Genomic DNA, 24,714 nt, shown 5'->3' with positions numbered 1-24,714 from the left:
TATCAGCTGCTCGGCTTTAGAGTTCCTTTCACTTAGGTCCGAGCAAATGGACACCTTTTTTCAGTGTTATTTCGGGTTTATACAAAATTATGCTGAAGTGGGTTAGTAGAGCAATCATCTACATACGTATGCATCGAATATTCATTAACCCAAGTCACATGCATACGTATGCAGCTATGTTGCACATTCACTTAGTGCTACTTATCCTGACCAGTAACTATAAATAAACGATTGCTGTGCTTTGTTCAGAGAAGGCTTTCTTGATATTTGCAACGGCAAAAGCAACATGGATTATTCATGCAACAACAACCTTGGTGGCGCGGTGCCGTCATTTATCAAATTTACCCACGAAGTTTTATGGATGCCAATAACGATGGGATTGGCGATCTTCAGGGGATAATTCAAAAGCTGCCTTATATAAAAAGCTTAGGCGTTGATGCTATTTGGATTTCACCTTTTTTTAAATCACCGATGAAAGATTTTGGCTACGATATTAGTGATTATCGTGACATCGACCCGATGTTTGGCACCATGGATGATTTTGATGAATTAATGTCACATGCTAAATCGATGGATATTAAAGTTATTATCGATCAGGTATTAAGTCATACTTCAGATCAGCATCCTTGGTTTTTAGAAAGCCGTGAAAGTCGTAATAATGATAAAGCTGATTGGTATGTTTGGGCTGATGCTAATGAAGATGGTACGCCGCCTAATAATTGGTTATCAATTTTTGGTGGCGGGGCGTGGCAATGGGAACCTAGGCGTCAACAATACTACTTACATAATTTTTTAACTGAACAACCAGATTTAAATTTTCATAATGACGAGGTTCGTCAGCAGGTACTGGATAATGTCGAATATTGGTTGAAAAAAGGTGTAGATGGTTTCCGGTTGGATGCGATTAATTTTTGTTATCACGATAAAGAGCTTAGAGATAATCCAGCAAAACCTGCACATGAGCGCAAAGGTCGAGGGTTTAGTGAAGATAACCCGTATGCCTTCCAGTACCATTATTTTAATAATACTCAACCTGAAAACGTTGGGTTTATGGAAGAAATTCGTGCACTAATGGACAAGTACCCAGGAGTGGTGACCTTAGGTGAAATTTCATCTGAAGACTCGCTGTTAACTATGTCTCAATACACTAAAGGTGATAAGCGCTTGCATATGGCTTATAGCTTTGAATTGTTGACAGAAGATTATTCGCCTAAATATATTCGTCAAACGATTGAAGAGTTAGAAGCGAACTTATCTGATGGCTGGCCTTGCTGGGCGATCGGAAACCATGACGTACAGCGAGTAGCTTCACGCTGGAATCAAGCTGACAAAGCTAAAGCTAATTCTGCGCAAGTCAAAATGTTTAATGCTATGTTGGCTTCTCTTCGTGGCAGTATTTGTAGCTATCAAGGTGAAGAGCTTGGGTTGGTCGAAGCAGATATTGCCTTTGAGCAATTGCAAGACCCATACGGCATAGCATTTTGGCCAAACTTCAAAGGGCGCGATGGTTGCCGCACTCCTATGCCTTGGCAAGACCATGTAACCAATGGTGGCTTTTCTGACGCTGAAAGTACTTGGCTGCCAGTTGTCGAAGTCCATAAAGTTAATGCAATTGCTAAGCAGCAACAAAGTAAATCTTCGCCGTTGAACCATTACCAATCATTTATGGCATGGCGTAAAACTGTTTCGGAATTACGATATGGCGATATCCAGTTTTTAGATGCCTCAGAGCATATACTAGCGTTTGTCCGCGAATATCAAGGCCAAACGATATTAGCGTGTTTTAATTTTGACTGTAGTGAACAGGCGTTTCCGCTTGCTGATAATGTTGTTGCAGAAGCGCTTGATGGTCACGGATTTGAGCCCGTTTCCATTTACAATAACGAAATAAACCTACCAGGATTTGGTGCTGCTTACTTTCGCTGTAAATTAGTGAACTAGTTTACCCTATCATTTGCCGCCGTTATTAATGCTTCATGTTGCAGTGACGGCAGCGCTTTTCTTATTATTTTTTTGGGTAACTTCTTAACAATCATTTTTCCCACTTCAAATGCTTTTTTCTCATCTGCAAAAAGCAAAATATCTTTATTATCGCAAAAGACCATTTTATTAAGCGTTTTTACTTTTAACCGATTGTCTTTAAGCAGCGCTCGTAGACGCTTTTTATTGTCTGCTGCAATATATTCACAGGTAGATTGTGCCAAGTTATTAGCTTCAATTGTCAGTGGTAACACGAAAAATACCACTGCTGATAGTAATACTATATTTTTGAACATGGTAAACCTCGATAAAAGAGCTGCTCGAAAATAAGTCCATAATTGTTTTAACTGGCTACCTTGCTAATGAAAACTTTAGTGCGTTTAATTCAACTGTATTTAGCTAGATTATAGTCTACTAGTGCATAGCTATACATGCTCGTCGTTTAATTATTCACCTTATTGTTCGTCGTTTGAGCGCTAACGCAGAGAAATTGTCAATGTAAGTAAATGTTCACATTGTTAACATTTTGTTAACTTTTAAGAGAATAAAGCGCTGTTTGATGAAAAGTTCAGAATTGTTTACAAATTAAACAGTATTTTTTTAGTCAATTTTTATTATTTTCAGGTTTATTTTCTATTCATTTAATTACGAAATCCTTCGCATGTTTAAATTGGAAGCAATTCCCCACAGGATACGTAGACTGTCGGCTATAGATTAATCGTTGTTTATTAAAAACTATTCAACCACTTCGTATTTGGGCTAAAAAAAATCTGTATTGTCAACATAAAAGCAAAATTTTCACTTGTCACATACTTGTAAAGCCCTAGTAGCTGTTTTATAAATAATTGTCCTTAGTCGTTTTGTGTTGCTTTAACACGAATAAAGTTCAACTAAGAAAAAACAAAAAATAAATATTTATAAAAATATAATTAAAATATTGGGAAGGAAATAACATGTCTACTACATTCCGTGCTACTGCGCTGGCCCTTGCTGTGGGTTCTGCGTTAAGTACTGCACCTGCCTTTGCATTCGAAGAAGCTTCTGCTGAAGAAGTAGAACGTATTGCAATTGTAGGTACTCGTTCTGCACCTCGTTCTGTTGCTGATTCACCGGTTCCTATTGATATCGTTGGTGGTGATGAGCTTGGTAAAAATGCTTCATCAGATATGCTTGATATGCTTCAAGCAGCTGTACCGTCGTTTAACGTACGTCAACAGCCAATTTCAGATGCTGCCTCATTTATCCGTCCAGTAAACTTACGAGGTCTTTCATCTGACTCTACATTAATACTATTAAACGGTAAGCGTCGCCACCGTGCGTCTGTAATCGCTTTCCAAGGTGGTGGCGTGAATGATGGTGCACAAGGTCCAGACATTTCAGTAATCCCTTCAGTTGCGTTAAAACAAGTTGAAGTATTGCGTGATGGTGCTGCAGCACAATACGGTTCAGATGCTATTGCTGGTGTAATGAACTTTGTATTAAAAGATGATGCAGATGGTGGTTCGATATCCGTTCGTCATGGTGAATACTACGAAGGTGATGGTGAGCAATTTATCGTAGATGGTAACATTGGTATGCCATTTACTGATGACGGCAGCGTTAACTTAAGCTTCCAATACAAAACGGCTGATGCAACAAGTCGTTCAGTACAGCGCCCAGATGCCGCGGGTTTAATTGCAGCTGGCGTACCAGCCAATAACCCTGCACAAATTTGGGGTAACCCTGAAATCGATGATGACATTACGTTATTTGGTAATGTGAATTTAGATTTAGGTAATGACAAAGAATTTTACATGTTTGGTAACTATTCTGACCGTGTAGCGACAGGCGGTTATTACTACCGTAATCCTCACAACCGTGGCGGTGTATTCACTGACGGTAATGGTGATTTATTAATTGGTTCAATGACCGGTGATGCTGATGCGTGTCCGAATATTCCAATCACAGCTGGTGATGTGCGCGACCAAGCTGACTATCAAGCGCTAGTTGGTAGTGGTACATGTTGGGCATTTAACGAATTATTCCCTGGTGGTTATACACCACAATTTACTGGTGAAATTAATGATACGTCGTTAACCATGGGTACTAAGGGTGAAATTAAAGGTGGCTTCTTAAATGAAGCGATGTATGACATTAGTGGTTCAGTGGGTCGTAACAAGTCAACTTATACGCTAGCAAATACAGTTAACCCTTCAATGGGCGCTAATCAGCCGTTAGATAACTCATTTGAAGCAGGTTCTTATATTCAACTTGAGAAAGCATTCAATGTTGATATCTCAAAAGCATATGAAGCAGGCTTAGACGAGCCAGTTCATGTGGCTGCTGGTTTTGAATGGCGTCAAGAAAGCTTCGAGATTGTTTCTGGTGAAGAAGCTTCATGGAAGCAAGGCCCTTTAGCTACTCAAGGCTTTAGTGTTGGCTCTCATGGTTTTGCAGGCTTCTCTCCTGAATCTCAAGGTATTAATAAGCGTCAAAGTATTGGTTTATATCTTGATGTTGAAGCGTACTTAACTGAAAACTTCTTAGTAGGTGGTGCGTTACGTTATGAAGATTTCTCTTCATTTGGTGATACCACTAACTATAAGTTAACGGCACAATATGAAATCAATGATGAGTTATCGCTTCGTGCGTCACACTCAACAGGTTTCCGTGCACCAACAGTTGGTCAAGCTAACGTTGTAAATACGCAAACTTCACTAGTTAATGGTGAGTTAATTCAATCAGCGACGTACCCACCATCACATCCTGTTTCTCAAGTGTTAGGTGCAACTGAACTTGAACCAGAAGAATCAGAAAGTTTCGCATTTGGTCTAGTTTACCAAAGTGGTGAATTCTTTATGACGGTTGATGCATACAATATCGAAGTAACAGACCGTTTAGCGCAAACGGACAAAGTATTTATCAACCAAACTCACGTTGATGCCCTTCAAGGTCAATACCCAAGCCCAGAGTTATTGTTAGGCGGCTCGGTAACGTTTTTTGCGAATGACTTTGACACTACAACTCAAGGTATAGATGTTGTAGCGAACTACGGTATGGAGTTAATGGGTGGTGATACTAAGTTTAGCTTAGCGTATAACTACAACTCTACTGAAGTAGATGATCCAGGAGAGTTTACTTCTGACTTTAAAGTTCGTCGTTTAGAAGAAGGTATCCCTGAGCATCGTGCAACATTAACTATGGCGCAGTCATGGGAAAATGTAAGCATGTTTGTTCGAGCTAACTACTTCGGTGAGTGGTTTGCTACACATGCTGACGAGCCAGATGTTGATAGCTCGTATGGTTGGTCAGAAACAGTTGGCTCTTCATACACATTAGATGCTGAAGTGAGCTACTACCTTAACGACAGCTGGACAATTTCTGCTGGTGCAAACAATATTCTTGATGAAGAAGCGCAAGAGCTTCAAAAGAATGGCGGTGCATACGCAGTTGTTGGTGCTAAGTACTACGAAAGTGGCCCATTTGATTACAATGGTGGCTTCTACTACGTAAAAGCACAATATAAGTTCTAATCTGTCAGAACTCCCTGTTAAAGCCCAGCACTTGCTGGGCTTTTTTTATGTCATTTATATTTTAAAATATAGGGTGTATAAATGTTAAGGAGTGCTTTGTTTTGACGCTAAAACCTGGTTTAATTTAGCTGTTAAAATGTGTGAGTCATTGTCAAAGTAAACAGGTATGGTTAACTCATCGGTTAGCAGTTTTTCTATGATGTATTGCCAGGTAGAACATATCTCGAGCGCTACAGCTTTACAGCCCATTTTTTCAAATAGTGTATACGAACTATATAATTCAGTAGCACCATCAGGGGTAAGCCCTGCCTCAGATAACGGGTGTTCAAATAATACCCACGATTGATTTTTCGGTGCTAACGCAATAATTTCGCTGCGTAATGCTATAATGCCCGTTCTGTTAAAACCACCTTTTGGGAAGCAATGCACTATATTGCCTTCTAGCTTAAGCTCGTAGTCTCCGTGTGCAAGTTCTCTCATTTGCGCCTAATATTGAATAGAATTCAGGAAAGTAGCTGATACTGTCATTATAACTCAACTATGCTACTTTTTTAGTGAGCTGAATAAGTGTTTTTAACTTCTGCAATTAAGCTCATTCTTAATGCATCCATTTTTTCTTTAATCGCTTTTCCTTGTATTCCTTGTTCGATAAACTGTTTTGCCGTTACCTCTCTAACGGTGTCAGCCAACTTTAGCAGATAGTTTTGCTGTGGATAGTCAGCATCTTCATTGCCTTGTCGACCCCTTGCATCTGCTAAACATACTTGTAGGATTGTATTGATTAGCGTGGGTCTACGATAAATTTCACATTGTTCAAGCAAGCGTAATAAAGTACTAGGTTTTAACTCAAAAGCTTGATGGACTTTTAAATGTAATTCACAGGCCTTAAGTGCTAACAACTTATATTCGTTTGGCACCTTTAACCTTTTAGCGCTTTGTTCAATAACTACTTTACCGCTGTATTCATGACCATGGTGTTTTGGCCAATTTTCTTTCGGGGTTTCGCCTTTACCCAGGTCATGACAAAGTGCTGCAAACCTTACTTTCGGATCATCAGACAGAGATACGGCTTGTTTTAGTACTAGTATTGTGTGCTCTCCGGAGCATATTTCTGGGTGATGATTAGCAGGGTTAGGCACTCCCCAAAGTTTGTTAAGCTCTGGCCATAACCTACTAAGTGCGCCGCAAGCTCTTAATATTTGAATAAATACTTCCGGGTTTGGCTCGCCTAGCGCACGCTCAAACTCTTTCCAAACACGTTCAGCAGATAACGCATTTAATTCATCGGTGTTAGCTATTTTAGCCATTAAATCCATGGTTTCATCAGCAACGGTAAAGCCGTATTGGTAATAGCGAGCCGCAAAACGAGCGACCCTTAAAACACGAAGTGGATCTTCCGAAAAAGCCGGTGAAACATGACGGAGTATGCGGGCGTTTAAATCTGTCTGGCCATTGTAAGGGTCGATAATATTGCCATCTTGAGCCAAAGCCATAGCATTAACTGTAAGATCTCGGCGTAGTAGGTCTTGCTCTATGGTGACATCAGGCTCAGCGTAACAAGTAAAGCCAGTATAGCCTTTGCCTTGTTTTCTTTCTGTTCGCGCTAACGCATATTCTTCTTTGGTTTCTGGGTGTAAAAAAACAGGGAAGTCTTTACCGACTTGGTTAAAGCCTAACTCAAGCATTTGATTAGCTGTGGCACCTACAACCAAATAATCACGTTCAATCACTTTACGATTCAAGAGCTGATCGCGCACCGCACCACCAACTAAAAAGATCGACAGTTTACTTAAATCTAAGGACATAAAAAAACCAAACTATGGGCACAAAAAAGCCAGAAGCATAAACTACTGGCTTTGTATTATAACCGTCAATTTATTTCAGGGCGGTATAATGTTTTTATTTCTTTGCTTTTTTCTTCGCTGACTTTTTGGCAATTTTTTTAGCTTTTGCCTTTTTCTGTGCAACGGTTCGTTTAACTTTTGCTTTCTTCATCGGTACACGAGCTTCTTTATTTTTAGGGCGAAGCTCATCGATTACGCGGCGTTGTAGCTTTTCATCGACATAACGTTCTACTTTACTAACTGACGCCATATCATGGGCTTCAACTAATGAAATAGCCGTACCTTTATTGCCCGCACGACCAGTACGTCCAATACGGTGAAGATAAATATCAGCTTTACGTGGCATATCAAAATTAATGACATGCGTGATGTCATCGATATCAAGGCCTCGAGCAGCAACATCTGTCGCTACAAGTACGTTAACTTCTTCTTTGCGTAATCGATCAACGGCGGAGTTGCGTTTATCTTGAGGCATTTTGCCTTCAAGCCAAGCACAAGGAAGTTCTTCGGCAAATAACTTACCTGATAAATACTGTACTGTTTCACGCTTATTGGCAAATACTACCGCGCGTTTTACTTCTTCTTGTTTTAGGATATTGGCAAGCAGTGCAAATTTATGATCTTTATTATCTGCTAAATGAATCCACTGGTGGATCTTAGCTTTTTCTTTACGTGAAGGGTTTGATTCTAAAAACACTGGTTCATTGAGAAGTTCTTTAGAGAATTTAATAACACCAGCACCTTCAAGCGTTGCAGAAAATAACATGGTCTGTTTACGCCAGCGAGCCTCACCTATAATGCGATTAATCGTTTCAGCAAACCCCATATCAAGCATACGATCTGCTTCATCTAAAATTAGGATTTCAATTTCACGAGCATCGAATTGTTCGTTATCAATATACTCCAAGAGGCGTCCAGGAGTTGCGATTAACATATCGGTAGTGGCAGTTAATATTTCTTTATGGCTACCATAATTAACACCACCGGTGATAACACCGGTCTTTATATTAGTGTGAGCAGTTAACAACTCACTCTGTTCGCTGATTTGCAGCGCTAGTTCGCGAGTTGGTGATAACACTAGTACACGAGGAAAGCCAGGTTTTGTACGCGGGTAATCAAGTAGATGTTGGGCAGCAGGCAACAAAAATGCTGCTGTTTTACCAGTGCCGGTAGGGGCAGAAGCCAGAATATCTTTACCATCCATTGCTTCCGGGATAACCAGTTGCTGAATGGAAGTCGGTTTTTTAAAGCCGGCTTTTTGAATGCCGCCAATTAAATCTTGGTCTAAATCAAACTGCTCAAACATGAATATCTTATCTTTGTTGGCACAAAATATGTGCAAATTATAGTGGTAAAGTGGTTAAAAGCCTAAAGATGTCTATCAATTAGCTAATTATTTCGGCAATCTCTTCAAGTACTTGTTGGCACCATTGGTTAATTCGTTGCTCAGATTGTTCATACTGATTGTCTTCATCAAGTGCTAAACCGACAAATTGAGATTCATCTTCAGTTAGCGCTTTTGAAGCGTCAAATTCGTAACCCTGATTTGGCCAATATCCAATCGTATGAGCGCCTTGTTCAACGGTAACATTATGTAGCATACCTAATGCGTCTTGAAACCATTCGGTATAACCAATTTGGTCACCCATGCCATACAAGGCGATTATTTTATTAGTTAGGTCAATTTCAGCTAGCTCTTGCCAGTGAGATTCCCAGTCTTCTTGCAATTCACCGTAATCCCAGGTTGAAATACCGAATATGAGAAAATCATAGTCGGCCGTTTGAGCAAGTGATACGTCTTTTATATTGTTTAATTCGACAATTTCATCGCCAAACACTTGCTGGATTTTCTCCGCAGCAATTTCGGTATAACAAGTAGTCGAGCCGTAAAACAAACCAATTTTCATAGGGTAACTATAAACCGCAGTAAGTAGGTGAAGGATAAAACGGCGCGAGTTTACCAGAAATGGCGTATTCTTCGCCACTAATCGCTGCGCTTATTTGCAATTTCTTTGTGAAAACTGTAATTTTAGCGCTCTATTCAGGGTCTTTATATTTTCTCCTGTCATAATTCATTATTGGAAGATTTAAATGAAGAAATTGTTTTCTGCTGCTTTGTGTTTAAGTGCGTTAATTGTCTCAGCTGTATCATTTGCAGAAACCTCTAAAGCGGTACCAAATGCAAAAGCATCTGCAGCTCAACCTGCATTTGAACCGGAAAAACTTAAGAACATTATTACCACCACTTTAGGTTTAAATGTTAGTGCTGCCCGCAAAACACCAATGCCTGGTTTAGCTGAAATTGTTACAGACCAAGGGTTGTTTTATACCAGCTATGATGGTGAGTACTTTATTCAAGGTAAACTATTTAATTTAGGGCCTAATGTAACCAATTTAACTGAAACCAGCTTGGCGCAAGTACGCGTTGATGGCATGGTTAAATTTGAAAAAGACATGATTGTTTTTCCAGCGAAAGATGAAAAGCACGTGATTACGGTATTCACCGATATTACCTGCGGTTACTGCCGAAAAATGCATAATCAAATGGAAAAATATAACGATTTAGGTATTACGGTTCGTTATCTTGCTTACCCTCGTGAAGGCGTTTACCAATCACCAGGCACATTTACTGGAGGGTATGAAGATTTACGCTCTATCTGGTGTCATGAAAACCCAAACGAAGCTATGACGAAAGCAAAAGGTGGCTCAACTGTAGCTCGTCGTATTTGTAGCAAGCCAATTGAAGGGAACTTTAATTTTGGTCGCCAAGTCGGTGTTAGTGGAACGCCAGCAATTATTTTAGCCAATGGTTTTATGCTACCAGGCTATCGCGGCCCTGAAGATTTAATGAATATATTAGAAAGCCTATAACTTATAATTCGAGCTTAATAAGCCGCATCTCGTATGCGGCTTTTTTATTTACTGGCAAAGAACAAGACTATGGATAAACAAGTCATCAGAAGAGCTAGAGTAGACGATAGTCATCTGCCTGCTCATCTACACCCTGTGGTAAAACAAATTTATGCTGCTAGAAAGGTCTCGTCTGAAAAGGAGTTGTCGCTAACACTATCCCAAATGGCAGATGTAACTTCCCTTAGTGGATTGGACGCAGGTTGTCAGGTGTTATATCGGGTATTGTCTGCAAATGAACAGATAACAATCGTTGGTGATTTTGATGCTGATGGAGCGACAAGTACCGCCTTAATGATGGAAGCATTAGCTTTATTTGGTTACAAAAATCACCGCTTTATCGTGCCGAATCGGTTTGAGTATGGTTATGGTTTAACGCCTGAGATTGTCGACATAGCTCATCAGCAAGGTGCTCAGCTTATTATCACAGTTGATAATGGTATTAGCTGTTTTGCTGGTATCGAAAGGGCTAAGTCATTAGGCGTTAATGTTATTGTTACAGATCACCACTTGCCAGGTGAAAAATTACCACCTGCAGACGCTATTATTAACCCTAATCAGCATGATTGTGGTTTTCCTTCAAAAGCATTAGCCGGTGTCGGTGTCGCGTTTTATTTCATGTTAGCCATGCGTAAATATTTGCGTGAAAATCAGTGGTTTTCGAACAAGAATATCCCGGAGCCAAATCTAGCGCAGTTACTCGATTTAGTTGCTTTAGGCACAGTGGCAGATGTCGTGCCGTTAGATGCCAACAATCGAATATTAGTACAGCAAGGATTAAAGCGAATTCGAGCAGGACATACTAGGCCAGGTATACAAGCGTTAATCGAAGTAGCAAAAAGAGAACAAAATAAGTTGGTAGCCAGCGATTTTGGCTTTGCATTAGGCCCAAGGATCAACGCCGCAGGCCGCTTAGATGACATGGCTTATGGCATTAATTGTTTATTAGCTCCAGACTTGATGGCGGCAAGAGCGATGGCTGCTGAATTAGATGACTTGAATAAGGCCAGAAGGGAAATCGAACACGGTATGCAGCAAGAAGCTGAGCGAGTGCTTACTTCTTTAAAGTTTGATGAAAGTAACTTACCGTTTGCTATCGCACTATTCCAAAAAGATTGGCATCAGGGGGTTATTGGCATCGTAGCCGGTAGGTTGAAAGAAAAATATCATCGACCAAGTATCGTATTTGCTGCTGCCAATATCGATCACCCCAGTGGTGAAATAAAAGGCTCCGCTCGTTCGATACCGGGTTTACATATTCGTGACTTATTAGAACATATTGATAGCCAACACCCTGAAATCATCAACAAATTTGGTGGTCATGCGATGGCAGCAGGTTTGTCTATTGATGCTGAAAATTTTGTAATGTTTAATCAGCTATTTCAGCAATATGCACAAGAATGGCTAAGCGAAGAGCAGCTAACGGGCACTATTGCGTCTGACGGGGAGTTGCCAACTAATTTGATGTCGATAGACTTTGCTCAAGTGCTTCGAGAGTCAGGACCTTGGGGCCAAGAGTTCCCTGAGCCTGTTTTTGACGATACATTTGACATTTTGCAACAGCGAATTGTTGGCGAAAAACACTTAAAATTGGTCGTACAAAAAAATAATATTGCTTACGATGCAATTGCCTTTAACGTCAATATTAAACAGTGGCCAAACAGTCAAGCAAAGCAAGCGCATATTGCCTATAAGTTAGACATCAATGAATTTCGCGGTAAACAAAATGTTCAGTTGATGGTTGAACATGTAAAAGCGTTATAAATTGTTACTTGGCGGCGTTTATTTAGGCAACTAATTAAGATACAATGCCGCACTTTTCTACACGCCATTTTTAATAAGAGTTTTCGCAGCGAATGTTTGAAGTAAATCCCGTTTTAAACACGATAAAAGACATTAAAGAGCGCACTTCCATGCTTCGGGGGTATCTTTGACTATGATGTCAAAGCCGAGCGTTTAGTAGAAGTTACGCGAGAACTAGAGTTGCCCGAAATTTGGAACGAACCAGAAAGGGCGCAAGCACTAGGTAAAGAACGCTCAGCGTTAGAAGCCGTGGTTAATACCATAGTGGAATTAGAGTCTGGTTGTGAAGATATTGATGGCTTAGTTGAGCTTGCCGTTGAAGAAGGCGATGAAGAAACCTTTGCTGAAGCTGAAAGTGAAGCTAGAGCACTGGTAACTTTATTAGAAAAACTAGAGTTTCGTCGTATGTTCTCAGGTGAGCAAGACGAAAACGATTGCTACTTAGATATTCAATCAGGCTCCGGTGGTACAGAAGCACAAGATTGGGCTGAGATGCTAATGCGTATGTATTTACGTTGGGGTGAAGCTCATGGCTTTAAAACTGAGTTAATTGAAGTTGCTGATGGTGATGTTGCGGGTATTAAAGGCTGTACTATTAAGTATTCAGGTGAATATGCTTTTGGGTGGTTACGTACAGAAACTGGGGTACACCGCTTAGTGCGAAAATCACCGTTTGACTCATCAGGTCGCCGTCATACCTCATTTGCATCTGCGTTTATCTATCCTGAGATTGACGACAATATTGAAATTGATATCAATCCAGCTGACTTACGTATTGATACGTTCCGCGCGTCAGGTGCAGGTGGCCAGCACGTAAATAAAACTGATTCTGCCATTCGTATTACCCATGAGCCTACAGGCGCAGTAGTAGCTTGTCAGGCAGATCGCTCACAGCATAAAAACCGAGCGACGGCAATGAAGCTTTTAAAAGCTAAGCTTTATGAAATGGAAATTCAAAAGCAGAATGAAGGCAAGCAAGAATTAGAAGACGGGAAGTCGGATATTGGCTGGGGTAGCCAAATTCGCTCGTACGTTTTAGATGACAGCCGTATCAAAGATTTACGTACAGGGGTTGAAAACCGAAACACCCAAGCCGTATTAGATGGCGATTTAGACAGATTTATTGAAGCCAGTTTGAAATCTGGGCTTTAAACCAATTATTTTTAAATTTAACTAAGCTAACTTAAATTAGCTTTTCATTAACCAAGTTTGAGACTGAAAATGACAGACCAAGCAAATCAAGACGAAAACAAATTAATCGCCGAACGTCGCGGCAAATTAGCGCAAATTCGAGAAAACTGTTCGGCAAATGGCCATCCAAATAAGTTTGATCGAAAACACTATGCAGCTGATTTGCAAGCTGCACATGGTGAGAAAGATAAAGAAACGCTTGAAACTGAAATTGAAACTTACAGCATTGCTGGTCGTGTTATGGCTAAACGTGGTCCTTTCCTTGTACTTCAAGATATGTCTGGTCGTATCCAAGCGTATGCCGATAAAAATGTACAAAAAGACATTAAAGCGCGTTGGGGCGGTGTTTTAGATATTGGTGATATTGTTGGTGTGACAGGCACACTTCATAAATCAGGTAAAGGCGATCTTTACGTAAACATGAACGAGTATGAACTGTTAACTAAGTCGCTTCGTCCATTACCAGAAAAATTCCACGGTTTACAAGATACCGAAACTAAGTACCGTCAGCGTTATGTTGATTTAATTATCAATGAAGATACTCGTAATACGTTTAAAGTGCGTTCAAAAATTGTTGATGGTATTCGTAAGTTCCTAACAGAACGTGATTTCATGGAAGTTGAAACGCCAATGCTACAAACGATACCTGGCGGAGCAACAGCTAAGCCATTCGTTACTCATCATAATGCATTAGACGTACAAATGTTTATGCGTATAGCGCCAGAGCTTTACCTTAAGCGTTTAGTCGTTGGTGGTTTTGAACGCGTTTTCGAAATCAACCGTAACTTCCGTAACGAAGGTTTATCAACACGTCATAACCCAGAATTCACTATGATTGAATTCTACCAAGCGTACGCTGATTACAATGATTTAATGAACCTTACCGAAGATATGCTTCGCACTTTAGCTGAAGACGTTATGGGTACATCTGTTATCCGTAACACAGTGAAAAATGAAGATGGCGAAGTAGTAGAAGAGAAGTTTTACGACTTCGGTAAGCCATTTGTTCGTTTATCTATGGTTGATGCGATTATCCAATATGCTGAAGAAGGTGTTGTTACCGCAGATGATGAAGCAGCACTTCGTGATCCAGAAAACAACTTCGATGCAATTAAAGCATTAGCGAAAAAAGTTCATGTGAAAGAAGGTGATGCGGCTAAAGTTTGGGGCCCTGGTAAATACATTTGTGAAATCTTCGAAGAAGTTGCAGAGCACTTACTAGATCAACCAACCTTTATTACTGAATACCCGTGGGAAGTGTCACCACTTGCACGCCGTAACGATGAAAACCCGTTCATTACTGACCGTTTTGAATTCTTCGTCGGTGGTCGTGAATTAGCGAATGGTTTCTCTGAGCTTAACGACGCTGAAGATCAAGCTGAGCGCTTCCGCAAGCAAGTGGAAGAAAAAGACGCTGGTGATGATGAAGTAATGCACTTTGATGAAGATTACATTCGTGCACTAGAGCATGGCCTTCCACCAACTGCTGGTGAGGGTATTGGTATTGACCGTTTAGTGATGTTATTTACTGATTCGCCAACAATTAAAGACGTGATTTTATTTCCACATATGCGTCCAGAAGCTGAATAAAAGCTTGACGATTCAATAGACATTAAAAAGCCAATGACAAGTCATTGGCTTTTTTTTGGGTTGATTTCCAAGTGAATTTTATAAATCAACAACACCCCAGATAAAAGCAATAGCCGCTGAAAAACCGATCATAATTATATAAATGCTGCCGATAAACATATATTTAACCGTGGTCAACAAAGTACCTTGTTGATAAACGCGTTTTTGCATTAGAAACAGGTACACAGGGATCCAAATAAATATACACATCTGTATCACATTGAATAAATCGCCAGCCGTTTCATAGCTATTGTCGAATAAAAATTTTCTGGCTAGCCCAGACAGTTCAGCTAATAAAATACTAAAAAAGATAAAGCTGTGACTGTGCAGGGCAACAGTTAAATGCTCTAGATATAAACGTTTAGAAAAGATAAACATAACTTTCAATAGCACTGCGAACAAAGGCATTAGCACAAACATGATTTGTGGCATTTTACCTATTACCGCTTCTACTAACTTTTTAGGGTCCTCAAAAAATGCTTTGTTCGCTTTGGTTTCTAGCCCATCGACTATTTTGCCCAACTTAATGTTTTCGCTATCAGATAAAAAAGGTAATGTGAAACTGCCATCTTTGTTGTTACCAATAGTAAAGCCCTTTGGTTTTGCCTTTTTCTCAGCGTTTCTTGCTAGCTCGAGTTGTTTTTTTAATTTGTCATATTTTTCTTTTTGCATTGGCTGGTCGTGAAGGCTTTCATCAAGGGAAAGCTGAGCTAATTGGCTGGCAAGCGATGATAAATTGTCGTCTTCGTTTTGTGCTATATCAGCTTTAATATGTTCCAACTGTTGTTTTTGTTTCCTAAGTGACGATGCTTGTTCATTAGGCGATGTTTCAATCAAATGATCTATTGTCGTCAATTTGGTTTCAATTTGCTGAATAACATCAGCATTATTTGCGTTGGATTTGAAATTACTCGCCTCTTCCGTATCGATGAAATACTGTAATGAGATAAAAAAAACAATACTGATAAATAAGTAAAGTCGTAATGGCGGAACATAGTGAACTCGTCTGCCAGCAATGTATTCCTTGGTTAAAAAGCCAGGACGAAACACTAGGGGAATTAGTGTTCGATTAGCGCGTGAATCAAAGCTAAAGATGTCATCTAGCAAATGAAGAATTACTGTCCAAAAGTACTTGAGTGTTGATTCAACGGATTGTCCACACTGAGAACAATACATACCATTGACTTGTGCATGACAATTCTCACAAATAACCACATTTTCAGATTCACTGAAGGCTAATTGTTTGTTTTTGGTCAACGGATCTTTTTCGCTAGGAGTAAGCTCTGATGTCATTTTTTAATAAGCAAATGAAAATATTAAAGATGTTAGCACGAACTATTGACGAAAAAACCGTCTGTTCGATTGAAATATTACGTTAATAAAAAATTTGATAACTGATAGTGTTGTTTTAGAGATCTTCTGTTAGATTTAAAGTAAGCAACTAAGCTATGCCGATAAAGGAGAATAACAATGGCATTTGAAGTAACATTTGAATTACAAGATGCTGATTTAGAACACTTTCGAGAAGTAATGAGGAAAGCCATCGACAGTGCATCTAATTTAAGTGAAGAAGACATTCTTGAACACGCAAAAGATTTGAGTATTAGTGTAAAAGACAATGTGCCACAGTTTGTCGTTGAGCGTATTCGTAAACTTGAAGTTTTAGTTAGTATGATTGAAGACAGTGAATGGAAGCTTGAAGGTGAAGAGCGTACCAATGTATTAAGTGCTTTGGCTTACTTTAGTGATCCAGAAGATTTAGTGCCAGATCATATTCCTGCACTGGGTTATTTAGATGACGCAATTATGATTGAATTGGTTGCTGAAGATCTTCAAGACGATATCGAAGCGTTTGAAGAGTTCTGCGCGTATCGCGAACGTGAACAAGAACGCACAGGTGAAACAAACATCACGACCGAAGATTGGTTAGACGCTAAGCGTAGAGAATTGCATAGTCGCATGCGAAATAGACGATCTAAACGTCGAAGTGGTTCAAGTTTCCGTTCTATTTTCTAATTTAAACGTTAGCTAAATAAACGATAAACCTTTTGCATTGAGGCTTAATTAGAGTCAGATAAAACCTTAGCAACATCGGCTAAGGTTTTTTTATGTCTTTTTGTCAACCAAATTGACTTTTGCTCGTTATAAATGACATAAAGGTTTAGAGCTAACAATAAGTAGCTTAATTGATTATTATTTTTAAAGTGTGGCTAGACAAATGTTAAAGGCAGTATGGCAGATTTAGCTTCGACAGAATCGGTAGGGGCAGAGGTAACGACACTCGATCAGTTTTTACAATCGATAGAAAAACGTGCGTATAAAATGGCGGTGATATCGGTGCGCGACCATCATGAGGCGCTAGATATAATTCAAGACAGTATGATTAAGCTGGTAACGCATTACAGCAAGCGGCCGTTAAATGAATTAAAGCCACTTTTTTATCGTATTTTGCAAAATAAAATTACCGATTGGCACCGTCATCAGAAACTAAAAAATATTCTGTTATTCTGGCAGTCAGATGATAAATATGAAGAAAATATGGATAGTACGTTAGATATAGCCTCGGCAAGTGTTAATTCAATTGTTAGCCCACTTGAGGATATTGAACATAGTCAGCTTAAGAAACAAGTATCTGAAGCGCTCGGTAGTTTATCGCTGCAGCAGCAACAATGTTTTTTACTAAGAAGCTGGGAAGGTTTTTCTGTTGCGCAAACAGCAGAAATTTTAGGTTGCTCACAGGGGAGTATTAAAACGCATTACTCTAGAGCAATGGCAAAATTGAAAGAGGTATTGGAGGTCGATTATGACAACTCCTAACGAACAACGCTTGAATGAAAGGATTAATCAGCAACTAGACCAAGAAGTGGAACAGCTAGATATTGGCAAAGTGAATGCTATCGCTGAGGCAAGGCGAACAGCACTGGCAAAGGTTGGTAATTCTAGGCTGCACTTTAGCCAAGTGCCAATGCAGTTTGTGCACTGGCTGTTTAACGCTAAAATTATGACACCTATAGCGCTTGCAGTGTGTTTGGCTATATTAGTAAACTACATTCCTCAACCGACAGATCAAGCAACCCCTGTTGCCGCTATTCAGCCACTACCATTAGCCTTGATTGCTGATGATATACCTAGCGAAGATCTGGCATTTTTGCAGGAATTAGAATTTGCTACATGGTTATCTGAACAAGCTGCCACTAAAGAGGTTGCTCTTTAGTATGTCATTTATATTTGGTGCTAGCCCATCGATTGCTGCAACAGAGCCGACTGTTGAGCCTGAAGTGGTTAGCAAAGCATTTTTAGAGTATTTAGCAGAATTAGTCGAAGTGGATGGAAAACTTGTACACCCAACACAATTATCTGATGTTGAACAAGCAAAATTGAAACAAGATAAATTGCCAATAAAAGAGCAAACACAGCCTAGCAAAGAGCCATTAACTGAGGAGGATAACCAATGAAAAAATTACTATTGATTAGCCTACTGTTAATGAGTGGTTGGGGCCAAGCACAGCAATGGCAGTCGTTATCGCAGCAGCAGAAGTCGGTACTCGGCGAATACAAAGTTGATTGGGATAGTATGTCGAGTCAGCAACAGCAAAAATTAGCATTAGGTGCAAATCGCTGGGTTGCAATGGATGCAAGTAGTCGAGAGCAAGCGTTGTCACACTTTAATCGTTGGCAAAAGCTTTCGCCTGAACAGCAGCAAAAGCTTCAAAAGCGTGCTCATCAATTTAAACAAATGCCTAAACAACAGCAGCAGAAAGTGCGTGATGCGATGCGAAAATTTAGACAAATGTCACCGGATAAACAACGTCAATTGCGTGAACAGTTCAAAAGAATACAACAGCAAAAAATGCTTAAGCAAAATCAACAAAAAATGATAAAGCGAAAAATACATAAGTAAACGAAATTGTATAATGCTCAAAGTGAATTATCGATTACAATTGAGTAAATTCAAGTAACCTTAATAGCCTTATTTGTACCAAATGCGGACGGTAACTATTTGTTTAGAATATGCTGGCAATCTTTTCGTACAGTTCATTTAATTCTACAGGTTTGCCAATATGATCATCGAAGCCGCAATCTAGGTATTTTTTTATATCAACCTCCATAACGTTTGCAGTAATTGCAATTAATGGAATGGCTGGATTTATTTCTTTGATCAAGCGACAAGCTTCTACACCATCCATTATAGGCATTTGAATATCTAAAAATATAAGCTCAAAAGAGTGCTTGGAGACTAGCTCTACAGCCTGTTGACCGTTTGCCGCTACAATAATCTCAGCATTAGTATCTTTCATCATAGACAAAAAGATAACTTGATTAATTCGATTGTCTTCAGCAAGCAATACTTTCTTTCCTTGCAAGTTTGGCACGGTACATTCTCTTTTGACTTGTCTTTCTAAAGAACTTTCTTTTGCTCTTTTAAGGGGTAATTGAACTATAACTTTGGTACCAATGTCTTGCTTACTTTCTACGAGAATATCACCATGCATCATTTCCACTAAATTTTTGGTTATCGACATACCTAAACCAGTTCCACCATACTCCCGAGTTGTTGAGCTGTCGGCCTGCTCAAATCGACTAAATAGTCTATCAAGTGCATCGGAAGACATACCAATACCGCTATCTTCAACCTCTATAACAAGCTCTTCTGCACTTAGCTCAGTAACAGAGATGCTCACATTGCCATCAGGTGTAAATTTCACTGCATTCGACACTAAATTAAGTATTATCTGTCTCAGCCTGTTAGGGTCTCCAACTCTACTAAGATATAAATCGTCATCGAACTCTGTAGATAAAGTGACGCCATTTTCAGCCGTTGCTGTGCTTACCGAATCACATACCGACTCTAATAACGGCTTTAAATCGAATTCAATACTTTCTAATGCGAGTTTACCGGCTTCTATTTTAGTAAAATCAAGAATGTCATTAAGTAAGGCCAATAAAGCATTTGAAGAGTACATAGCTTTATCTAGTAAATCAGCAGATTCAGGACTTTTTGCTGTTTTTTGGAGTAATTGTATAGTTCCAAGAATACCATTCATTGGCGTTCTAATTTCGTGGCTCATATTAGCCAAAAATTCACTTTTGGCTTTGTTAGCTATTTGGGCCTCTTCTAATGCACGAGATAGAGCTTCTGTCTTTTGGGCCACTTTATTTGAAAGTTGTTCATTGAGCACCTCTAGCTGTTCATTAACTTGAGCTGAATGAATTAGAGACTTATTTAACGATTCAAGTGTTTTAGCCAGTTCGCCAGAGAAGCGATTTAGTATAGGAACAAGCTCATTATATTCTTCCAATACACTCTCAGGTAATTCTAGTTTTAGCTGCTCAAACCTTCCTGTTTGATTAGCATTTGATAACGCTGCATTAAGATCGGCAATAGGCTTGCTTACACTCATAGCAACCTTGTCTGCAATAAATAGAAAAAAGACTATGGAAAGAACTAGTATTAATAATGACTGTTGAACAAGATTAGCTAACTCCTGTTCATAAACACTTCTTGGTAACATGGACAAAACTGTCCAATTTAAAGAAGGGAGACTATGGCCGTCTGCAATAATATGTTTTCCATGTTGATCGACAAAAAAGTAATTGTTGGGAGCATTCAGGTAATTAAGTTCTTCTGACTTTTCAAGTGGCTGCAAAAATGAATAATTTGAGTTGTCTGAGTAATAAACAACTCGATTTTTTTTGTCTAAAATTAGCAGAACCTGCTCAGGGTGAACTAGTTTTCTATCTAGCTCTGAGAACTTAGATAAATTCAATGAAGCTTCTATGATGCCTTGAAATTCATTGTTACCGAATAAAGGCGATGACAATGCTATGATAGGATCACTGCCAAACCCCTTTCCTTGGAAGACATCTGATATTACTCTTTTTCCTGTATTTTTTGCTTCTGAAAAGTATTCCCTGTTTTCTACAGAGAATTTATCCTTACCGTTTGAGACTAATGCCAACAATGAAGCTGGGTATGTAGCGACAATATCGCCATTTTTATCTGCGACCAACATAGTTAACACATTACGATGATGGCTAGCGATAGCATCTAACTGCCGCTGAAAATCACTCCACACTATCATGTCTTCAGACAATTTTGCATGGAGCGCTAGTGCGTCAGAAGTTTTATAAATGTACTCTTCAACTCCCTTAGCAACATGTCTAGCGTCGATCCGCAATGACTCTTTTATTTGAGTTAATTTATCCTGTTTTGCCTCTTGAAGCCAAAAGTAAGAGTTCAATAAAACCGACGATATTACTGCCACAAATACAACAAGTGTTATGAGTCTCGATAGCCTTAGTCTAAAAAGGTGAGTTTTATTAAAAAAGCGACTAAAAGCTAGCGCCAAAACATAACCCGCAGAGACATTAATAACACCATTTAATAAATATTTGATAATGATGGCATTTCTAGTTTCTTCAATATAGTCGGTGAAAAGAATGTATTCAAACGCAACAACCATTGCACCTAGGCTGAGCCAATATACTACTCCAATAATGAGCGGAGAACGATTCAGCTTGCGAGCAAAACCAACGCAAAGAATTTCTGCTACAAATGGGATCAATAGTAATAGATGCCCCCAGCTAAAATAGCTGACTGTAGAAGCAATCAGGCTAACTAAAACTCCTACACGAATACCAAATAACAGCGTAATTGCAACAGCAATTACATTGCCAAACATCAGTTCTGAACCACTAATGAGGCTAACTGGAAAAAAATTCAACAATATCGCAAGTAGGGCAGCTAAAAGTATTTCAAGAGTATTGTTGTGTTTATTTATCACTGCTTATTACTCTACTAAGAAAATCGCTTACAAAGGATTGGCTACTATCCATCATATGCTACGATTAATGGTAATTACAATCCTATATACTCATGAAAAACCTTAATTTTTCAAAATAAAACAAGTGAATAGAGTGAATACCTAAATAGATGTTATGAACATCAGCTTGACATTTATATCCGCTTGTAGGACAGAATATAGACCTATTAAACTAAATGGTTTAAACCATTACAGCTCGTAACTTACTGAAAGGTTGATGCTGTCAGCATTTTCGTCAGCGGCAAAACTTGTTGAGTAGCTTAATTCTACGGAGTACTTTTCATTAAAGTGGTAGCCAGCAAAAATTGTTACTAACCCGTATTGTTCACCATCAATTTGCTGAGAAAAGTTACTGGCATTAAAGCGCTGGTTAGTACTGGCAATTTGTGAAACTGACCGACCATTACGTGAGACCGCACTGCTTTCCCCATCGATTAGGTGAAACCAACTAAGACTGCCACCATATAACAAACCACTATTTGCGCCGGTCGCTGAAAACTGAGAAAGTGAAAGGCCTGCGCTGGCGAACCAGCTTTCGCCTTTATCTAAACTGGTGGCAATGCTTAAGTTAGGCAAATTAATTTCATAACGGGTAATGTTTCGCTGCCAATCTGCATATTGAATATTGCTATTTAGCGACCAATACCAAGGTTGAGCATCATCGCCAATGAAGCTGCTATACCCCAGACCGCCAGACCAACTAGGTGAGTCGTAGTCCTCTTTATATAGCTTAAGGTTGCGATTAGTTGCTTTGATGGTTATATCTTCATCAGACTGGCCATAATCTAAATGAAATAACCAGTTTTCTTGACTGTAACTTATACCAATTCCCCACGCTTTTGCGCTTAAATCTAGTGTTGATATATCATTGAACTTTTTATCATCTCCAAACTCGGCGTAGCTTGCGGTCAATGTAATGTTAGTTGTTACATCGAGTAAACCAAATAGCGTTGCTCCAATTGGTTTTAGCTCAAGTGAGTTTTCCCCAACATGTACAGTATCTTCATATTCGGTGGCAGATAGAGAAATGCTGCTGGCGCTACTTATCGGCACAATCAAGCTATTGAAAGTGCAAGCAATTGCTAGAAGATTAAAATGAACAGGTGGTCGCTTTATCATTACTCAGTGACTTTCGTGGATAAGTACAATGTGAATATTACTGGTGATATTAAATGAGAACACTCGAAGGCACAAACCTGGCGACAAATACTAAAAACAACTTAGCCGAATATTCGACTAAGTTGTGGTGTTTATTGTTTAACTTTTTGTAATGTTCAACGAGTCGTATTGCTACGACTAAGCGTTAACTAATTGAGTGGTTAAAAATCACTGTCTTCACTGGTAACCAAATCGATACATTCTTTAATTGCTTTGTGAGTGCCTCGAAAATTTTCTCGATGTGCTTGACGCTCTTCTTTGGTTACAAGTCCATCTAGGTCAGTGTCCATGGTATTAAATTTTTCAGTTGCCTTAGTGGTTGCATGATCAATAGCTTCGCTTAATTCGATTACGCCATCTGCATTAGCGTCGACATTGCTGAATCGTTGTTCCGGTGTCTGAAAGCTCTCCACTTCAGGCACAACAATCGTTTCGCTACCCGATTCGTCTTTTATATCTGCAACACAGTCAACAATGTCTTGCGCATAATCTGTTAAATCTCTTCCTGAACGGTCATTGGCTAAGTACTCATCGAGTGAAACCGCACCATCTAAGTCGGCATCAAGCGTTTCGAAACGTTTTTCAGTTTTAGTGGTTGCGGCTGCAATTGCTTCACTTATATCGATTGCCATATCACCGTTAGTATCGGCATTTCCTCGGCCACGCTCTTTAGCAATAACGTTTGCACTGGTTACGGCTAATGAAGTCACGATTGCGCCAAATAAAAGACCTGTTGCAAATTTTTGTTTAATTTTCATCACACACTCCAAATTTAGTGATTATTTTTTAATTGTCACTTTTACTAACGAAGAGTTAACGAAAAGGTTGACGTTAAAAATAAAAATATTCTTAAATACCTAATTTATAGTGATTTTATTTTTTGTGTGACATTGGTGAATCACTATCTAGAGGTAAGAGAAGTGTTACGTTGTGGCTTATTTCTTCCTTAAAAAGTGAGTGTAGCAAATTAAATTAAAAATTTTTGTAATAAAAAGATAGTAAGTAAGACTGTATAGATAATTCACTATTAATTTGAGGGATTATTGATGGAAATGATTGAAGCTTTTATGACGGTTATCATGATTGTGTCTGCGATAGCAGTTTTAGCGTTTTTAGATAAACGTTTTAATTTAGGGTTAAATGCGGGTCTAGGAGGGTATGGTGCATCATATGACTTTTGGGGGCGACCAATTGATAACACTGCAGACAAGGTACGAGCAGAAAAAGATACTGAAATTAAGGCATTAAAATCGCGTATTGAAGCGTTAGAGAAAATTGTGACTGATCCCGCAGAACAATTAAAGCGAGAAATAGATCAGTTAAAATAAAAAAAGCGCCATAGGCGCTTTTTTTATGAATGACTAATGGGTTAGTGGTCGTGACCACATCCACCTTCGCCATGAACGTGTCCGTGAGCAAGCTCTTCTTCAGTTGCTTCTCTAACTTCAAGAATCTCAACGTCAAAGCTTAAATCAATACCCGCTAAAGGGTGGTTACCATCAACGGTAATTTCATCTTCAGTTACGTCAATAACAATAACGGTTTGTTCACCCTCATCGGTAGACGCTCTTAACTGTGTGCCTACTTCCAAATCTTCAATGCCCTGCATTACCGCTTTTGGTACGGTTTGTACATAACCATCAAAGCGCTCGCCATAGGCATCTTCTGCCTTAACGTCTACTTCAAATTTTTCGCCTGCTTCTTTGCCTTCAAGTGCTTTTTCAAGACCTGGAATTAAAAAGCCGGTACCGTGAATAACTGCTAATGGCTGGTTATCATATGAACTGTCTATTAATGTGCCTTCACTGTCTGATACGGCGTAATGCAATTTAATTACTGAATTATTTGAAATTTTCATAGGGG

The 24,714-nt window shown here is 39.2% G+C and carries 22 protein-coding genes; 12 read left to right on the top strand and 10 right to left on the bottom strand.

What is annotated here, in order from left to right; translation table 11 throughout:
• Positions 1-297 precede the first annotated feature (297 nt).
• Complete coding sequence (locus HII17_RS00350) at positions 298-1,941, top strand: alpha-glucosidase family protein (RefSeq protein WP_169073347.1); 1,644 nt, start codon at positions 298-300, stop codon at positions 1,939-1,941.
• On the opposite strand, the gene HII17_RS00345 is transcribed toward HII17_RS00350, so the two are convergent.
• The gene (locus tag HII17_RS00345; protein ID WP_169073346.1) at positions 1,938-2,276 is read right to left on the bottom strand and encodes a DUF3718 domain-containing protein; all 339 of its coding nucleotides are present in this window, start codon (positions 2,274-2,276) and stop codon (positions 1,938-1,940) included. The two genes, HII17_RS00350 and HII17_RS00345, sit on opposite strands and share 4 nt — an antisense overlap.
• Before the next feature lie 657 nt (positions 2,277-2,933).
• Here HII17_RS00345 and HII17_RS00340 point away from each other — a divergent pair.
• A complete protein-coding gene (locus tag HII17_RS00340; RefSeq protein WP_169073345.1) occupies positions 2,934-5,492 on the top strand; it encodes a TonB-dependent receptor plug domain-containing protein in 2,559 nt (852 codons plus the stop codon).
• Between the two features lie 84 nt (positions 5,493-5,576).
• Here HII17_RS00340 and HII17_RS00335 read toward each other — a convergent pair whose 3' ends face one another.
• The 4 genes from HII17_RS00335 to fldB form a co-directional block, all read right to left on the bottom strand.
• Positions 5,577-5,972: a thioredoxin domain-containing protein gene (locus tag HII17_RS00335; RefSeq protein WP_169073344.1), complete on the bottom strand. Its 396-nt coding sequence runs from the start codon at positions 5,970-5,972 to the stop codon at positions 5,577-5,579.
• A gap of 71 nt (positions 5,973-6,043) precedes the next feature.
• A complete protein-coding gene (locus HII17_RS00330; protein WP_169074110.1) occupies positions 6,044-7,276 on the bottom strand; it encodes a multifunctional CCA addition/repair protein in 1,233 nt (410 codons plus the stop codon).
• Positions 7,277-7,391: 115 nt separating this feature from the next.
• A complete protein-coding gene (gene srmB, locus HII17_RS00325; protein ID WP_169073343.1) occupies positions 7,392-8,642 on the bottom strand; it encodes an ATP-dependent RNA helicase SrmB in 1,251 nt (416 codons plus the stop codon).
• Between the two features lie 79 nt (positions 8,643-8,721).
• Positions 8,722-9,243 carry a flavodoxin FldB gene (gene fldB / locus HII17_RS00320; protein WP_169074109.1) on the bottom strand — a complete coding sequence of 174 codons (522 nt, stop codon included), beginning with the start codon at positions 9,241-9,243 and terminating at the stop codon, positions 8,722-8,724.
• Between the two features lie 184 nt (positions 9,244-9,427).
• Here fldB and HII17_RS00315 point away from each other — a divergent pair, with 184 nt between their 5' ends.
• From HII17_RS00315 to lysS, 4 genes are all read left to right on the top strand, one after another.
• Positions 9,428-10,207, top strand: coding sequence for a thioredoxin fold domain-containing protein (locus HII17_RS00315; protein ID WP_169073342.1), 780 nt, complete (start codon positions 9,428-9,430; stop codon positions 10,205-10,207).
• 69 nt (positions 10,208-10,276) lie between these two features.
• Positions 10,277-12,010 carry a single-stranded-DNA-specific exonuclease RecJ gene (gene recJ / locus HII17_RS00310; RefSeq protein WP_169073341.1) on the top strand — a complete coding sequence of 578 codons (1,734 nt, stop codon included), beginning with the start codon at positions 10,277-10,279 and terminating at the stop codon, positions 12,008-12,010.
• A 92-nt stretch (positions 12,011-12,102) separates the two neighbouring features.
• Positions 12,103-13,201 (top strand): peptide chain release factor 2 gene (gene prfB, locus HII17_RS00305; protein ID WP_169073340.1). Its coding sequence is split into 2 segments (ribosomal slippage): positions 12,103-12,177 and positions 12,179-13,201, totalling 1,098 coding nucleotides; the frame shifts between segments, so codons are not numbered across the junction.
• Positions 13,202-13,270: 69 nt separating this feature from the next.
• A complete protein-coding gene (gene lysS, locus HII17_RS00300) occupies positions 13,271-14,830 on the top strand; it encodes a lysine--tRNA ligase (protein WP_169073339.1) in 1,560 nt (519 codons plus the stop codon).
• A 78-nt stretch (positions 14,831-14,908) separates the two neighbouring features.
• Here lysS and HII17_RS00295 read toward each other — a convergent pair whose 3' ends face one another.
• A complete protein-coding gene (locus tag HII17_RS00295; protein WP_169073338.1) occupies positions 14,909-16,162 on the bottom strand; it encodes a DUF3667 domain-containing protein in 1,254 nt (417 codons plus the stop codon).
• Positions 16,163-16,339: 177 nt separating this feature from the next.
• Here HII17_RS00295 and HII17_RS00290 point away from each other — a divergent pair, with 177 nt between their 5' ends.
• The 5 genes from HII17_RS00290 to HII17_RS00270 all read left to right on the top strand — a co-directional run bounded on the left by HII17_RS00290 (position 16,340) and on the right by HII17_RS00270 (position 18,770).
• Positions 16,340-16,885 (top strand): YkvA family protein, encoded by a 546-nt coding sequence (locus HII17_RS00290; RefSeq protein ID WP_169073337.1) that lies wholly within the window; start codon positions 16,340-16,342, stop codon positions 16,883-16,885.
• 216 nt (positions 16,886-17,101) lie between these two features.
• Entirely contained in the window at positions 17,102-17,686 is a 585-nt protein-coding gene (locus HII17_RS00285; RefSeq protein ID WP_169073336.1) for an RNA polymerase sigma factor, read from the top strand.
• Complete coding sequence (locus HII17_RS00280; RefSeq protein WP_169073335.1) at positions 17,673-18,083, top strand: DUF3619 family protein; 411 nt, start codon at positions 17,673-17,675, stop codon at positions 18,081-18,083. Before HII17_RS00285 ends, HII17_RS00280 begins: the two co-directional genes overlap by 14 nt.
• Position 18,084: 1 nt before the next feature.
• Positions 18,085-18,324: a hypothetical protein gene (locus HII17_RS00275; protein ID WP_169073334.1), complete on the top strand. Its 240-nt coding sequence runs from the start codon at positions 18,085-18,087 to the stop codon at positions 18,322-18,324.
• Positions 18,321-18,770 (top strand): DUF3106 domain-containing protein, encoded by a 450-nt coding sequence (locus tag HII17_RS00270; RefSeq protein WP_169073333.1) that lies wholly within the window; start codon positions 18,321-18,323, stop codon positions 18,768-18,770. The genes HII17_RS00275 and HII17_RS00270 overlap by 4 nt, the downstream gene beginning before the upstream one ends.
• A 103-nt stretch (positions 18,771-18,873) precedes the next feature.
• Here the strand turns inward: HII17_RS00270 and HII17_RS00265 are convergent, their stop codons facing one another.
• From HII17_RS00265 to HII17_RS00255, 3 genes are all read right to left on the bottom strand, one after another.
• Entirely contained in the window at positions 18,874-21,654 is a 2,781-nt protein-coding gene (locus HII17_RS00265; protein WP_169073332.1) for an ATP-binding protein, read from the bottom strand.
• A gap of 228 nt (positions 21,655-21,882) precedes the next feature.
• The gene (locus tag HII17_RS00260) at positions 21,883-22,812 is read right to left on the bottom strand and encodes a hypothetical protein (RefSeq protein WP_169073331.1); all 930 of its coding nucleotides are present in this window, start codon (positions 22,810-22,812) and stop codon (positions 21,883-21,885) included.
• A 200-nt stretch (positions 22,813-23,012) separates the two neighbouring features.
• On the bottom strand, positions 23,013-23,609 hold the full coding sequence (locus HII17_RS00255; RefSeq protein WP_169073330.1) for an EF-hand domain-containing protein: 597 nt from the start codon (positions 23,607-23,609) through the stop codon (positions 23,013-23,015).
• A gap of 288 nt (positions 23,610-23,897) precedes the next feature.
• On the opposite strand from HII17_RS00255, the gene HII17_RS00250 reads away from it, so the two are divergent.
• On the top strand, positions 23,898-24,179 hold the full coding sequence (locus HII17_RS00250) for a hypothetical protein (RefSeq protein ID WP_169073329.1): 282 nt from the start codon (positions 23,898-23,900) through the stop codon (positions 24,177-24,179).
• A gap of 41 nt (positions 24,180-24,220) precedes the next feature.
• On the opposite strand, the gene HII17_RS00245 is transcribed toward HII17_RS00250, so the two are convergent.
• The gene (locus HII17_RS00245) at positions 24,221-24,709 is read right to left on the bottom strand and encodes an FKBP-type peptidyl-prolyl cis-trans isomerase (protein WP_169073328.1); all 489 of its coding nucleotides are present in this window, start codon (positions 24,707-24,709) and stop codon (positions 24,221-24,223) included.
• Positions 24,710-24,714 lie beyond the last annotated feature (5 nt).

Source organism: Thalassotalea algicola (assembly GCF_012932965.1).
GTDB lineage: Bacteria > Pseudomonadota > Gammaproteobacteria > Enterobacterales > Alteromonadaceae > Thalassotalea_F > Thalassotalea_F algicola.
The sequence above is the reverse complement of the archived record's forward strand: the minus strand, read 5'-3'. Positions and strand labels throughout refer to the sequence as shown.